Raw genomic sequence first — 13,556 nt, 5'->3', positions numbered from 1 at the left:
ATGGCTTTACTGAAGCCCGACACCGCGACCGCGGCGGAGACGGCTACCGCCGGGTTGAGCGTGATCGGTGCGGCTAACCCGTTCGCGCCCGGCAAGGCGACGCGGGAGGAAACCAAGGGCGTCAAGCAGGACATGTACGGCTTCTGTTCGATCGAGGATTTCCCAGCGGGAATCAGCGACCTGGGTGCCACGCATGAAGACGCTCTGGGTTTCCACGATTACGTCAAACAGTTCAACACGCCGAACTTCTGGTACAAGGACGGAAACGTCCAGGCCTGGATCTACGGCGAGACATACGACAACTGGCAGGACGACTACGGATTCGACGCGGCGCGAGTGGTCTACCACTCCGGCCACGGCGACATGGACGGCAACGGCGTCTTCTGGATTCCCATGGGTGCGACCTGGGGCGGAACGGCCTGGGCCAGCTCCAACGACATGCGGCTCGGCAACGAGATGGCGCGGTACGTGTTCTTCTCCACGTGCCTTTCGCTGCGGGTGCACGCCGGCCACAGTCCGATTCGCACTTGGTACAACTCGAATCTCGGACTGCGCATGCTGTTCGGTTTCGAAACGATCAGCATCGACAGCCCGAACTACGGGAAGTTCTTCTTCCAGGAATGGAACAAGGGCGCGGACCACTCGTTCAGCGACGCGTGGCTGGACGCGTCGTGGCGCATTTACACCAAGCAGGCGCCGTCCGCCGTCGGATTCGGTGCCACTCAGGCCGAGGCGCAGGACCGGTGCTTCAACGAGCGCGCTTTCTTCGACGGCAGGCCGAGCAAGGCCTGGTGGTGGTGGCGTTGGTACGACGCGGCCAAGCAGATCTCCGCGCCGTTGGAGACGCTGCCGGACGCCGTGACCAGCGTTCGGTTCCTCGCACCGGACCTGTCCACCGACCGGCTTTCCCAACTGGCACAACAGTTCGGCGTGTCGAGCGAGGAGCGCGCCGAGATGCCGGCGGGTTCGCAGGGCATCGTGCTCCGCTCCGGCGGGGACGGCCCGACGCTGTCGGTCACCGCCGACGGCACCCGGGAGATCAGGTTCGCCAGGCCGGACGGCGGCGGCCGGGACGCGCCGGACGCCGAGGAAGCGGTGCGGCTCGCCCAGCAGGCCGTGGAATCGTTCGGACTGGCGGAGAACGTCGATCTCATCGCGGACAAGGTGCGCCACGCGTACAACGCCGGCGCGAGCCGCGAGGAGACGGTCGACCCGCGTCGTCAGGAGACCACCGTGGTGCTGACCCAGGTGATCGACGGCGTTCCGGTCGTCACGCCGGGCGTCGGCGAGGTCCGGGTGAGCGTGGACGGCACCGGCACGGTGACCCGCATCGTGGACGCCAGCCGCAGGGTCGAGGACGTGCTCGACCGGTCGGCGTCCGTGCCGCCGGACCCGTCGGGTTCCGCGTCCAGTGCGCGGTCCTCTGCGTCGTCGGTGGACGAGGTGCTGGACCAGCAGCAGCAACGGCTGCTGCGCCGGCTGTCGGCCAGTGGTCGGGTGCCGACCAATGTGACCGTGGTCCCGGAGACCACGGAGGTCGGCTACTCGCTGCAGAACGGTGACGGCACGCTGGTCGCCCGCCGCACCGTCGAGGTGGACTGCGGCGAGGGACTGCGCAAGCAGTACGTGCTGGAGCAGCCGCTGTAAGGGGAGGTAGTGCGGCGGAACCCGTTGTACCGCAACGGGTTCCGCCGCTCTCATTTCGCGGCTAGCCTCGGTCCATGGTTGATCGACACAGTTCGCCGACCGAGACGCTGTGGGAGATGGCGAGCTTGGCGACGCCGATGTCGATTCGAGTCGCCGCGACACTGCGCCTGGCCGACCTGATCGGCGACACCGGTGCCACCGCGGCGCAACTCGCCGAAGCCACCGCGACGGCACCGATGGCGTTGACGCGAGTCCTCGACCACCTCGTCACGATCGGCGTGCTCGAGTTCGTCGAGGACCGGTACGGCCTGACCGCGCTCGCCGGTCCGCTGCGCGCCGACCACGACACCCACCTTCTCGATCAGCTCGACATCGACTCCGCCATCGGGCGAGCCACACTGGCGTTCGTCGACCTGCTCGACGTGGTGAAGACCTCGACCGCCGCGTACCCGCGCCGGTACGGCCGTGACTTCTGGGCGGACCTCGCCGACCGGCCGGCCCTGCGCCAGTCGTTCGACGCCCGGATGGAGCGGCGGTTCGACGTCCGGGCGCCGGAGATGGCGAGGCGGTTCGACTGGAGCCGCTTCGGCACCATCGTGGACGTCGGCGGCGGAGTGGGCACCGTTCTGCGCGCGATCGTCGAGGAGCACCCGACGGTGACCGGGCAAGTGGTGGATCTGGAGCCCACCGTCACCCGCGCCGCGGAGGCGTTCGCGGCGGCCGGTCTCGACCACCGTGTCACGACCGTCGCCGGGAGCTTCTTCGATCCACTGCCTCGAGGTGCTGCCGCTTACCTGCTCTGCGACATCCTGCACGACTGGGACGACGAGCACGCCCGCGTGATCCTGTCCCGATGTGCCGAGGCGGCGGGCGAGCACGGTCGGGTACTCGTGATCGAAATGCTGCGCGAGCACGACGTCAACACTATGTACGACCTCTGCATGCTGGTGTTCTTCGGCGGTGGTGAGCGAACCATCGAGGAGCTGAACGAAATGGCCCGCCCGTTCGGCCTCACGGCCGTGTCGAAGACCCCGGTCGCCGTGGACCGAACGCTGGTCGAGTTCACGGCGACCACCACCGGTTGAGGAAGTTCTCGATGGCGGCGGCGAGCGCGACCGGTGTCTCGTGCATCGGATAGTGGCCGGCGTTGGCGAGTACCTCGATCTCCAGGTTCGGGTAGCACGCCGACCAGGCGTTCCGTATCGCTTGTTCCGGAATGGCCAGGTCGTGCTCGCCCGCGATGACCTTGACGGGTGTCGGGTTGCCGGTGACGTCGGCGGTGAAGTCGTTGTGCAGGAACGATTTCGGGTACGCGGCGAAGGCCTCTGTTGTGGAACCGTTCTCAGATGCTGTGACCATGTGACGCAACCACGCACGGCTGCATCTGTTCCCAGTCGAGAAGTCCAGCAGCTCGCGGCGGGCGTCGGCCGAGTGCGCCGCGGAAGCGAACGTCGCCTGCTTCTGGTCAGTGAGCAGCACCCGCCCGGCCGGCGTTGGCGTGATCGCGACGAGGTTGCGCACCCGTGTCGGCGCGTCGGCCATGACGCGTTGGATCGCCTTGCCTCCCATGGAATGCCCGATCAGCGAGAACTCGTCCCAGCCGAGTTGGTCGGCGAGCGCGATGACGTCGCCGGCCAACTCCGGCATGGTGTACTCCCCCGCCACGTCACGCCGGCGCCCGTAGCCTCGGGCGTCCAGCAGCGCGTAGGTGAACCGGACCCCGTCGAGGTAGTCCAGGAACGAACCCCACGCGTCGGTGGGCACGAGCCAGTCGTGCAACACCAGGACCCGGTGCGGGCCTGACCCGATGACCCGGGTGTCCATCAGGCCGCCGTGGTGCGCACGCCGTCGAGCCAGCGGTAGGTGAGCAGAATGTTCAGCCGGTGCAGCGAGCGCACCAGAGCGTGGAACCGTTCGGGCGCGGCGGCCGGCGGCTCGATTCCCCACATGGGCAGCTCGTCGTAGAGCACCTCGACCGGCACGTTCGCCTCCCGGCCTCGGTGCACGGCGGCGGCGAGGTGTTCGAGGTAGGAGATCCACGCCGTGATGCCCGGCTCGGCGGGGCCGAGAAAGCCGTGTCCCGGCACGATGGTGTCCGTGTCGAGCAGCGTTCGCATCGTGCGCAGGCTTCGGGCGTAGCCGAGCGGGTCGCCGATCAGCATCATCGGCGTGACACCGGCTGGCAGGACGAAGTTGCCGGTGAAGGTGACCTTGGCGTCGGGCACGTGCACGAGCGTGTCGCCGGAACCGTTGCCGGGGCCGAGATGCCACAGGTGGACGATCCGGCCGCCGAGATCGATCTCGCAGAACCGATCGAACACCACGTCCGGTTTGCGCCAGGTGTGCACCTGGTCCAAGGAATCGTCGCCGTACATGCTCTCCGCCCGCATCCGCTTCTCCGCGGTGAGGTCGGTCATCGCGGCCTTGTTGACCCGCGAGGAGAACACGGTGACCTCGTCGCCGAAAGCGGTGTTACCGAACGTGTGGTCGCCGTGGTAGGTGGTGTTGGCCAAGAACTGGATCGGCTTGCCGGTCAGGCCCGCCGCCACTTCCTGGATGTACCGGCCGACGTCCGGGCTGATCCCGGAATCGACCACCAGTGCCGCCTTCTCGCCGACGATGAGCCCGTTGTTGTCCTTGGGCACCTCGTTGGCCATCAAGGCATAGACGCCCTCCCCCAATTCCTGAGGTGCCAGCCGCAGACCGGCCGGGCTGAGATTCGGTGCCACGAATTCGGGCGGCCGTTCGCTCATTTCGTGAACGACCGGAATGTGTCCGTACATCACTCGCTCCTCTCCGTCGGTAGCGCGCAGCTCAGGAAGAACCGCACGTGGTCGTCGACCAGGCGCCGGGCGGTGGCCAGGTCGTCGTCGGTGGCATCGGCGTGCAAATGCAGCATTCGCGGCACCTGCAGCGGCGCGAACAATTCCCACACCAGTTGCCGGGCGGGCAGATCGCTCCGGACTTGGCCGGTGTCCTGCCAGCGCAGGAACGGCTCCTGCAGGCGGTCCCTGGCCTCCTCGATGGCGGCGGACAGGCCGCGCAACCCGCCGGCCCCGCTCCCGTCGCGCAGCAGCACGCTGGTGAACCGCCGGGACCGGGGACTGCACCAGCTCGCCATCACCCGCGACACCAGGTCCGGCACCGCCGCACGCGGCCCGGCGGCGATCAGCGCGTCCACGTCGATCCGCAGGAACTCGAACGACGCCGGGCCCGCCTCGGCGAACAGCGCGTCGTAGATCTCCTGCTTGCCGGAGAAATGGCCGTAGATCGCGCTGTCCCGGACACCGACCTGAGCGGCGAGCTGGCGAACCGTGGTGGCCGCGAAACCCTGGCGGGCGAACAGTTCGAGCGCCGCGTCCAGCAGCATTTCCCGGGTTGCCCGGCCCTCGCTCTTGGGTGGCCGGCCTCGCCGCCTGACGGTCGGTGCTTCGTCCATGTGGTTATTTAATGAGCGCTCGCTCAATTTGTCAAGCGTCAAGCGAGCGGCTCGGCGAACCGGCGGCGGTAGGCGGTCGGCGTCAGCCCGGTTCGCCTGCGCATCTGGACTCGGAGGTTGGACGTCGTGCCCAATCCGCTCTCCTGGGCGACACGGTCCAGCCGCAACTCGCCCCGTTCGATCAACCGGCAGGCCAGCGCCACGCGCTCGGCGGTGAGCCAGGCCAACGGCGTGGTTCCCAGCTCGGTCTGGAATCGGCGATGCAGCGTCGCCGCGCTCACGGCGGCATGCCTGGCCAGGTCGACCACGGTGACCGGCCGGCTCAGATTCCGTTGCGCCCAGGCGAGTACGGGCGCCAGCGAGGTGTCCGGGACGACGGCGACCGGTCGCTCGACGAACTGACGCTGCCCGCCGTCGCGATGCGCGGCGAACACCAGGCGGCGGCTGACCGCGTTCGCGATCTCGGCGCCGTGGTCGCGGCGAATCAGGTGCAGGCCGAGGTCCAACGCGGCCGCGCTGCCCGCCGAGGTGAGCACGTCACCGTCGTCGACGTAGAGCACGTCCGGCTCCAGGCGCACCGCCGGATAGCGGACGGCGAAGCGCTCGGCCCACCGCCAGTGCGTCGTGGCCCGGCGCCCGTCCAGCACGCCCGATTCCGCCAGGGTGAACGCACCGGTGCAGAAGCTCACCAGCCGCCCACCCCGCGCGGCCGCTCGCCGAACGGCCGCGACCACCTTCGGCGACGGATCCACCTCCGGGTCCGGCCGGTTCGGCACGATCACGGTGTCGGCGTCCTTCACCGCGTCCAGCGAGGCCACCTCGGACAGCGCGAACAGTCCGCCGTGCATCCGCACCGACTTTTCGGCGGCACACAAGGAGAACTCGTACCACGGCCGGTCCAGTTCCGGCCGTCGCAACCCGAACAGCTCGGTGGCGACGCCCAGCTCGAACGGGTTCGAGCCCTCGTCGACGATCACCGCCACCCGATGCGAGGATCCACGCGACATACGCGATTTCTAGCACTCCCGTCGAGCCGCCGCCCGCACCACGATGAAAACGTGAGCAACGAACCCATCGCCATCGAATCCGTCCTGGCCACTTTCACCGACCTGTGGAGCCCGCGCATCCTCACCCGGATCAACGACTACGACGTCCGGGTCGCCAAGGTGGCCGGCGAGTTCGTCTGGCACACGCACGACGACACCGACGAGTTCTTCCTCGTCCTGGACGGCGAGCTGCGCATCGGGGTGCGCGACGAGCACGGCGAACGCCACGTGACACTCCCCCGAGGGTCGGTCTTCGTGGTGCCACGCGGAATCGAGCACAAACCGTCCTCAGTGGACGGTGCGACGATCATGGTGGTCGAACCGACCGGAACCCCGAGCACCGGTGATCGTCACGACGCGCTTCCCGAGCACATCACGACCACGACCGGCCGCCGAGTCGCCTAACCCGCGAGCGCGCGATCCAGCGCGTCGGCCCAGACGCTGAGCACCCGGGCCCGGCGCTTCGAGTCGTCGGTCAGCAGGTTGGCCAGACCGAAGCCGCGCGCCATGTCCAGCGTCGCCTGGATCGACTCGCGCACCCCGGGCACCGACTCGTCAGCGCCGAGCGCGTCCACCACCAGCCGGTGGCACTCGCGGCCGAGCTGTGCCTCCAACGGCACGATCTGCGCGCGCAGTTGCTCGTCGGACGACGCCGCCACCCAGAGCTGCAGCGCGGCCCGGAACAGCTTGCCGGTGAACATGGCGCCGATCATGTCGACCACGGCCGCCGTACGCGCCCGGCCGGCCGGCAGTGTGCCCAGCCGCTCGGCGAGCCCGGCGATCCGCTGCTCGGTCACGTACGGGATCGCCGCGGTGAACAGATCCTCGCGGGTCGGGAAATGGTGCTGCGCCGCCCCTCGGGACACACCCGCCCGCTCGGCCACGACCGCCACCGTGCTGCCCGTCCAGCCGACCTCGGCCAGACAGTCCACGGCGGCCTCCAGCAGCCGCTGCCGGGTGGCCCGGCTGCGGTCCTGCTGCGGCGCGCGTGAACCGTCTTCGGTGACCCGCATTCCTTCTCCTAGTAGGACTTCGGCAATCCCAGTGAGTTCTGGGCGACGAAGTTCAGGATCATCTCACGGCTCACCGGCGCGATCCGGCTGATCCGGGACGCCGCGATCAGCGAGCCCAGCCCATACTCGCTGGCGAGCCCGTTGCCGCCGTGCGTCTGCACCGCGACGTCCACCGCCTTGATCGACGCCTCGGCCGCCGCGTACTTCGCCATGTTGGCCGCCTCGCCGGCACCCATGTCGTCGCCCGCGTCGTACAGCGCGGCCGCCTTCTGCGTCATGACCTTGGCCAGCTCCAGGCTGATCTTGGCGTCGGCGAGCGGGTGCGCGATGCCCTGGTGCGCGCCGATCGGCTCCTTCCACACCGTGCGGGTCTTGGCGTACTCGACCGCCTTGTCCAGGGCGTAGCGCCCGGTGCCGATCGCGAACGAGGCCGCCATGATCCGCTCCGGGTTGAGCCCGGCGAACAGTTGCAGCAGCGCCGCGTCCTCGGACCCGACCAGCGCGTCGGCCGGCAGCGACACGTCGTCCAGGAACAGCAGGAACTGCTTGTCCGGCGACGCGATGTCCATCTCGATCTCTTGGTAGGTAAAGCCTTCCGCGTTGGTCGGCACGATGAACAGCGCCGGCTTCAATCGGCCTTCGCGGCTGTGTTCGTCTCTGATGCGCCCGACGATCATCACGGCGTCCGCCTCGTCCACGCCGGAGATGAACACCTTGCGGCCGGACAGCAGCCAGCCGTCGCCGTCCCGGCGGGCCGTGGTGGTGATCTTGTGCGCGTTGGACCCGGCGTCCGGCTCGGTGATCCCGAACGCCATGCGGGTGGTCCCCTGGGCGAACCCGGGCAGCCACTGCCGCTTCTGCTCGCCGGTGCCGTACCGGGCGATGATCGTGGAGCAGATCGCCGGCGACACGACCATCAGCAACAGCCCGCAGCCGGCCGCGCTCAACTCCTCGCACACCGCGGCGAGATCGCCGATGCCGCCGCCCCCGCCGCCGAACTCCTCCGGCACGTTCACGCCGAGGTAGCCGAGCTTGCCGGCCTCGTCCCACAGCTCGTTGGTCTTGCCGCCGCTGCGCACCTGCCGGCGCATGTACTCGTGGCCGTACTTCCTGCCCAGCTCGAAGACCGCCGACCGGAGTGCGATCCGCTCATCGGATTCGGAGAAAACCATTGGTACACCTCACATCCGGAAGACGCCGAAGCCGTCCGCGCCTTTGATCGGTCCATTGTGGATAGTCGATAGACTCATGCCGAGCACCGTGCGGGTGTCGCGCGGATCGATGATCCCGTCGTCGTACAACATCCCGGACAGGAACATCGGCAGCGACTCCGCCTCGATCTGGTTCTCCACCATCGAGCGCATCGCCTTGTCGTTCTCTTCGCTGTAGTCCTGTCCCCTGCTCTGCGCCGCCGCGCGCGCGACGATCGACAGCACGCCGGCGAGCTGCTGCGGGCCCATGACCGCGGACTTCGCCGAGGGCCAGGCGAACAGGAATCGGGGGTCGTAGGCGCGGCCGCACATGCCGTAGTGACCGGCGCCGTACGAGGCGCCCATCAGGATCGAGATGTGCGGGACCGTCGAGTTGGACACCGCGTTGATCATCATCGCGCCGTGCTTGATGATCCCGCCCTGCTCGTAGTCCTTGCCGACCATGTAGCCGGTCGTGTTGTGCAGGAAGATCAGCGGCGTGTCGGTCTGGTTGGCCAGCTGGATGAACTGCGCCGCCTTCTGCGACTCCTCGCTGAACAGCACACCGCGCGCGTTGGCCAGAATCCCGACCGGATAGCCGTGCACGGTGGCCCATCCGGTCACCAAACTGTTGCCGTACAACGGTTTGAACTCGTCGAAGTCGGAGCCGTCGACAACCCGGGCGATCACCTCGCGCGGGTCGAAGGGCGTCTTCAAATCGGGTGGCACGATGCCGAGCAGGTCCTCGGGATCGTGCATGGGCTCGTCGTAGGAAAGCTCCGGCGCCGGCCCGTGCTTGCGCCAGTTGAGCCGCTTGACGATGCTGCGCCCGAGCCGGATCGCGTCCTTCTCGTCCACCGCGAGGTAGTCGGCGAGGCCGGAGGTGCGGGCGTGCATCTCCGCGCCGCCGAGGGACTCGTCGTCGGACTCCTCGCCAGTGGCCATCTTCACCAGCGGCGGCCCGCCGAGGAACACCTTCGCGCGCTCCTTGACCATCACCACGTAGTCGGACATGCCGGGCAGGTACGCGCCGCCCGCCGTCGAGTTGCCGAACACCAGCGCCACGGTCGGGATCTTGGCCGCCGACGAGCGGGTCAGGTCGCGGAACGTGCGCCCGCCCGGGATGAAGATCTCCTTCTGTGTCGGGAGATCCGCGCCGCCGGACTCGACCAGGTTGATCGACGGGAGCCGGTTCTGCGCGGCGATGTCCGCGGCCCGGAAGCCCTTCTTCACGCTCCACGGGTTCATCGACCCGCCCTTGACCGTCGGGTCGCTCGCGGTGATCACGCACTCGACGCCCTCGACCACGCCGATGCCGGTGACCATGCTCGCGCCGACCTTGTAGTCCGAGCCCCATCCGGCCAGCGGGGACAGCTCGAGGAACGGCGAGTCCTCGTCGACGAGCAATTCCACCCGTTCGCGGGCGAGCAGCTTGCCGCGATCGCGGTGCCGGGTCACGTACTTCTCGCCGCCGCCGGCCACCGCCTTGGCGTGCTCGCCCTCGATCTCGGTGAGCTTGCCGAGCATCGCGTCCCGGTTCGCCGCGAACTCGTCGGATCCTGTGTCCACAGTGGACTTGAGCTGAGTCACTTGTACCCCAACCGTTTCGCCGCGAGGCCGGTCATGATCTCGTTGGTGCCGCCGCCGATGCCGAGGATGCGCATGTCCCGGTAGTGCCGCTCCACCTCGGACTCGCGCATGTAGCCGAGCCCGCCGTGCAGTTGCACCGCCTGGTGCGCCACCCATTCGCCGGCCTCGACGGCGGTGTTCTTCGCGAAGCACACCTGCGCGATCACGTCTTCGCCGGCGAGGTGCCGCAGCGCCACGCCCCGCGTGTACGTGCGGGCCACGTCGACTCGGCGCGCCATCTCGGTGAGCGTGTGCTGGACGGTCTGCCGGGAGATCAGCGGCCGGCCGAACGTCTCGCGCAGCCGGCACCATTCGACGGTCACGTCCAGCGCGCGCTGCGCCGCCGCGTAGGCCTGCACGGCGAGGGTGAGCCGCTCGGCCACGAATTGTGTGACGATCTGGACGAACCCGGAGTTCTCCTGGCCGACCAGGTTGACGGCCGGCACCCGGCAGTCCACATAGGACAGTTCGGCGGTGTCGGAGCACAGCCAGCCCATCTTCTCCAGCTTGCGGGTGACGGTGAACCCCGGCGTGTCCCGTTCCACCACGAGCAGCGAGATGCCGTGCGCGCCCGGATCGCCGGTGCGCACCGCGGTGGTCACGAAGTCGGCGCGGCAGCCGGAGGTGATGTAGGTCTTGGCGCCGTTGACGATGTAGTGGTCGCCGTCGCGCTTGGCCGTGGTGCGGATCGACGCGACGTCGGAGCCGCCGTCCGGTTCGGTGATCGCCAGCGCCCCGATCAGCTCACCGGCGAGCGTCGGCCGCACCCAGCGGTCGATCTGCCGTTCGTCGCCGGCGGTCACGATGTGCGGCACCGCGATGCCACAGGTCAGCAACGAGGCGATCAGCCCGCCGGACGCGCCGGCGTAGTGCATCTCCTCCACCACGACCATCGCGTCGATCAGCTCGCCGCCACCGCCGCCGACCGGCTCCGGGAACGCCACCCCGAGCAGGCCAAGGTCACCCGCACGCCGGTGCAGCTCGCGCGGCAGTTCGCCCTCGCGCTCCCAGGAATCCAAATGCGGCAACACATCGGAGACCATGAACGCGCGCACGGTCTCGCGGAGCTGGCGGCGCTCGGCCGTCTCGAACGGAGTGGTCACAGCAGGCCCTCCGGAATGTCGACGTGCCGCGAGCGGAGCCACTCCCCGACCGCCTTGGCCTGCGGGTCGAACCGGGCCTGCGCGGCGACGCCGTCTCCAAGCAGGCCGTCGACCACGAAGTTCAGCGCGCGCAGGTTCGGCAGCACGTGTCGGGTGACCGGCAGGTCGGCGGTCTCCGGCAGCAGCTCGCGGAACCGCTCCACGGTCAGGGTGTTCGCGAGCCACGCCCACTGCTCGTCGGTGCGCACCCACACGCCGACGTTGGCGCTGCCGCCCTTGTCGCCGCTGCGGGCCGCCGCGATCGTGCCGAGCGGCACTCGCCGGGCCGGTCCGTCCACCGGTGCGGGCAGGTCCGGCTGCTCGACCTCGGCCAACTCGCGGGTGTCGTCGGCCGGTGGGATGTCCACAGTGGACCCGTCGGCGAGGTGCGCGAGGTGCGGAACCTCTTTACCGTCAACGAATTCCGGGCGGTACGAGCCGTACGGCTTGGCCTCACCAGGCGGCGCGGTGAGATGGAAGCCCGGGTAGCTGGCCAGCGCCATCTCGACCGCGGCGTTGCTGAACGGGCGTCCGACGACCTTCGGATCGGGGTCCTTCACCACACACCGCAGCAGTGCGCTGGCGGTCTCCTCGGTGCCGGAGTCGGCGTGGTCGGTGCGCGCCAGCGTCCAGGAGATCTGGCTCGGCGCGTTCGCCGCGAGCGCCGCGGACATCTGGTCGTGCGCCAGCCGCGCCTTCTCCTCGATGTCCAGCCCGGTCAGCACGAACACGACCTCGTTGCGGAAGCCGCCGAGCCCGTTGACCGACACCTTCAGCGTCGGCGGTGGCGGCTCGCCGCGCACGCCGGTGATCTCCACCCGGTCGTCTCCGGGGTCGGTGAGGGTGATCGTGTCGAACCTGGCGGTCACGTCCGGGCCGGCGTACCGTGCGCCGGTGATCTCGTAGACCAGTTGCGCGGTAACGGTTCCCTCGGTCACCGCTCCCCCGGTGCCCGGGTGCTTGGTGATCACGCTGGAGCCGTCGGCGCTGATCTCCGCGATCGGGAAACCCGGATGGCGCAGGTCCGGCAGCTCGGTGAAGAACGCGTAGTTGCCGCCGGTGGCCTGGGCGCCGCACTCGATCACGTGCCCGGCGACCACGGCGCCGGCGAGCTTGTCGTAGTCGTCGCGAGCCCAGCCGAAGTGCGCGGCGGCTGGGCCGACCACGACCGACGCGTCGGTCACCCGGCCGGTGACCACGATGTCGGCGCCGGCCCGTAGGCATTCGGCGATGCCCCACGCGCCGAGGTAGGCGTTGGCGGTGACCGGCGACCCGAGGCCCAGCTCGGCCGCGCGCGGCAACAGGTCGTCGCCGTCCACGTGCGCGATCGACACGTCAACGTCGAGCCGTTTCGCCAAGTCCCGCAAGGCATCCGCGAGCCCAGCCGGGTTGAGCCCACCCGCGTTGGCGACAATGGTGACGCCCTTGGCCTTGGCCAGCGCCAGGTTCTGCTCCATCTGGCGCAGGAAGGTCTTGGCGTAGCCGCGGCTCGGATCCTTCAGCCGGTCGCGCCCGAGGATCAGCATGGTCACCTCGGCGAGGTAGTCGCCGGTGAGTACGTCCAACTCGCCGCCGGTGAGCATCTCCCGCACGGCCTCGAACCGGTCGCCGTAGAAGCCCGACGCGTTGCCGATGCGGATCGGGGCGCTCATGCGTGCTGCCCCGCTTCCCGTCCCGGCCCGGGTGGGCCGGCAAACGCCTGCGCGATATCCAGCCACTGGTTCGCCTGTGTCCCAACGGTTTCCAGCGCGGTGTCGGCGCGGTTGCGGCGCTGGGTGACCACATGGCAGAAGTCGATCGCCGGTCCGGTGACCCGCTCGGCGGCGTCGTCGGGGCCCCAGGTCCACACCTCGCCGTCCGGTGCGGTCAGCTCGACGCGGAACGGCTCGGCTGGTGGAGTCAGTCCGTGGACGTTGAACGCGAAGTCGCGAGTGCGGACGCCGATGTGCGCGACGTGCTTGATCCTGTTGGTGGGCAGTTTGGTGACACCCAACGCGTCGGCGACATCCAAACTGTGCGCCCAGGTCTCCATGATTCGCGCGGTGACCATGGACGCGGGGCGCATCGGCGGGCCGTACCACGGCACGGTCGCCGCTTCCGGCAGCGCGGCCAGGGCCTCGGCGAGCTGCCGGCGGCCGGTGCGCCAGCGTTCGAGTAGCCGGTCCGGTGTGGCTTTCGCGCCGTCGTCGGCGGCGTTGTCCACGACCTTGTCGAACGCGCCGGAGGCGGCGAATTCCTGGATCTCCTGCTGGAAGCCGACCTCATCGGTGGCGGCGAGGATCGCGCGGTCGTCGGTCCAGGCGAGGTGGGCGACCTGGTGGGCGATCGTCCAGCCTTCCGCCGGGGTCGGGGCCGCCCACTGAGTCGCCGAGAGCGGCTCGACCAGTGCGTCGAGCTCCGCACTTTCGTCGTGGAGATCCTGGAGCAGGGCGGACAGCGCGACCACGGTG

Annotated in this window: 13 protein-coding genes; 3 read left to right on the top strand and 10 right to left on the bottom strand. The window is 69.2% G+C overall.

Features of this window, described 5'->3' with window-relative positions:
• Positions 1-1,647 carry a DUF6345 domain-containing protein gene (locus EV193_RS08830; RefSeq protein WP_130343491.1) on the top strand — a complete coding sequence of 549 codons (1,647 nt, stop codon included), beginning with the start codon at positions 1-3 and terminating at the stop codon, positions 1,645-1,647.
• Positions 1,648-1,721: 74 nt separating this feature from the next.
• Positions 1,722-2,732, top strand: coding sequence for a methyltransferase (locus EV193_RS08825; protein WP_130343490.1), 1,011 nt, complete (start codon positions 1,722-1,724; stop codon positions 2,730-2,732).
• On the opposite strand, the gene EV193_RS08820 is transcribed toward EV193_RS08825, so the two are convergent.
• The 4 genes from EV193_RS08820 to EV193_RS08805 are packed head-to-tail and all read right to left on the bottom strand — an operon-like array spanning position 2,710 to position 6,093.
• Positions 2,710-3,471 (bottom strand): alpha/beta fold hydrolase, encoded by a 762-nt coding sequence (locus EV193_RS08820; RefSeq protein ID WP_130343489.1) that lies wholly within the window; start codon positions 3,469-3,471, stop codon positions 2,710-2,712. The genes EV193_RS08825 and EV193_RS08820 overlap by 23 nt on opposite strands.
• Complete coding sequence (locus EV193_RS08815; RefSeq protein WP_242613223.1) at positions 3,471-4,400, bottom strand: MBL fold metallo-hydrolase; 930 nt, start codon at positions 4,398-4,400, stop codon at positions 3,471-3,473. Before EV193_RS08815 ends, EV193_RS08820 begins: the two co-directional genes overlap by 1 nt.
• A gap of 29 nt (positions 4,401-4,429) precedes the next feature.
• Positions 4,430-5,086: a TetR/AcrR family transcriptional regulator gene (locus tag EV193_RS08810; RefSeq protein ID WP_130343487.1), complete on the bottom strand. Its 657-nt coding sequence runs from the start codon at positions 5,084-5,086 to the stop codon at positions 4,430-4,432.
• A gap of 38 nt (positions 5,087-5,124) precedes the next feature.
• Positions 5,125-6,093 carry a helix-turn-helix domain-containing protein gene (locus EV193_RS08805; protein WP_130343486.1) on the bottom strand — a complete coding sequence of 323 codons (969 nt, stop codon included), beginning with the start codon at positions 6,091-6,093 and terminating at the stop codon, positions 5,125-5,127.
• A 51-nt stretch (positions 6,094-6,144) separates the two neighbouring features.
• On the opposite strand from EV193_RS08805, the gene EV193_RS08800 reads away from it, so the two are divergent.
• A complete protein-coding gene (locus tag EV193_RS08800; RefSeq protein ID WP_130343485.1) occupies positions 6,145-6,537 on the top strand; it encodes a cupin domain-containing protein in 393 nt (130 codons plus the stop codon).
• Here the strand turns inward: EV193_RS08800 and EV193_RS08795 are convergent.
• The 6 genes from EV193_RS08795 to EV193_RS08770 are packed head-to-tail and all read right to left on the bottom strand — an operon-like array spanning position 6,534 to position 13,552.
• A complete protein-coding gene (locus EV193_RS08795) occupies positions 6,534-7,145 on the bottom strand; it encodes a TetR/AcrR family transcriptional regulator (protein WP_130343484.1) in 612 nt (203 codons plus the stop codon). The two genes, EV193_RS08800 and EV193_RS08795, sit on opposite strands and share 4 nt — an antisense overlap.
• Positions 7,146-7,153: 8 nt before the next feature.
• Entirely contained in the window at positions 7,154-8,317 is a 1,164-nt protein-coding gene (locus EV193_RS08790) for an acyl-CoA dehydrogenase family protein (RefSeq protein ID WP_130343483.1), read from the bottom strand.
• Positions 8,318-8,326: 9 nt separating this feature from the next.
• Complete coding sequence (locus tag EV193_RS08785; RefSeq protein WP_207222554.1) at positions 8,327-9,925, bottom strand: acyl-CoA carboxylase subunit beta; 1,599 nt, start codon at positions 9,923-9,925, stop codon at positions 8,327-8,329.
• Positions 9,922-11,067 carry an acyl-CoA dehydrogenase family protein gene (locus EV193_RS08780; RefSeq protein ID WP_130343482.1) on the bottom strand — a complete coding sequence of 382 codons (1,146 nt, stop codon included), beginning with the start codon at positions 11,065-11,067 and terminating at the stop codon, positions 9,922-9,924. Before EV193_RS08780 ends, EV193_RS08785 begins: the two co-directional genes overlap by 4 nt.
• On the bottom strand, positions 11,064-12,758 hold the full coding sequence (locus EV193_RS08775) for an acyclic terpene utilization AtuA family protein (RefSeq protein ID WP_130343481.1): 1,695 nt from the start codon (positions 12,756-12,758) through the stop codon (positions 11,064-11,066). The genes EV193_RS08780 and EV193_RS08775 overlap by 4 nt, the downstream gene beginning before the upstream one ends.
• The gene (locus tag EV193_RS08770; protein WP_130343480.1) at positions 12,755-13,552 is read right to left on the bottom strand and encodes a TIGR03084 family metal-binding protein; all 798 of its coding nucleotides are present in this window, start codon (positions 13,550-13,552) and stop codon (positions 12,755-12,757) included. Before EV193_RS08770 ends, EV193_RS08775 begins: the two co-directional genes overlap by 4 nt.
• Between the last annotated feature and the right edge of the window lie 4 nt (positions 13,553-13,556).

The sequence above is a fragment of the Herbihabitans rhizosphaerae genome (assembly GCF_004216555.1).
Lineage (GTDB): Bacteria > Actinomycetota > Actinomycetes > Mycobacteriales > Pseudonocardiaceae > Herbihabitans > Herbihabitans rhizosphaerae.
This window is presented reverse-complemented; position numbering and strand designations above follow the sequence as displayed.

Bases quoted from the DNA above. Each gene is read 5' to 3' on its own strand.
- EV193_RS08775 (WP_130343481.1), bottom strand. From the start codon at position 12,758: ATGAGCGCCCCGATCCGCATCGGCAACGCGTCGGGCTTCTACGGCGAC.
- EV193_RS08825 (WP_130343490.1), top strand. From the start codon at position 1,722: ATGGTTGATCGACACAGTTCGCCGACCGAGACGCTGTGGGAGATGGCG.
- EV193_RS08795 (WP_130343484.1), bottom strand. From the start codon at position 7,145: ATGCGGGTCACCGAAGACGGTTCACGCGCGCCGCAGCAGGACCGCAGC.
- EV193_RS08810 (WP_130343487.1), bottom strand. From the start codon at position 5,086: ATGGACGAAGCACCGACCGTCAGGCGGCGAGGCCGGCCACCCAAGAGC.
- EV193_RS08790 (WP_130343483.1), bottom strand. From the start codon at position 8,317: ATGGTTTTCTCCGAATCCGATGAGCGGATCGCACTCCGGTCGGCGGTC.
- EV193_RS08815 (WP_242613223.1), bottom strand. From the start codon at position 4,400: ATGAGCGAACGGCCGCCCGAATTCGTGGCACCGAATCTCAGCCCGGCC.
- EV193_RS08805 (WP_130343486.1), bottom strand. From the start codon at position 6,093: ATGTCGCGTGGATCCTCGCATCGGGTGGCGGTGATCGTCGACGAGGGC.
- EV193_RS08820 (WP_130343489.1), bottom strand. From the start codon at position 3,471: ATGGACACCCGGGTCATCGGGTCAGGCCCGCACCGGGTCCTGGTGTTG.
- EV193_RS08830 (WP_130343491.1), top strand. From the start codon at position 1: ATGGCTTTACTGAAGCCCGACACCGCGACCGCGGCGGAGACGGCTACC.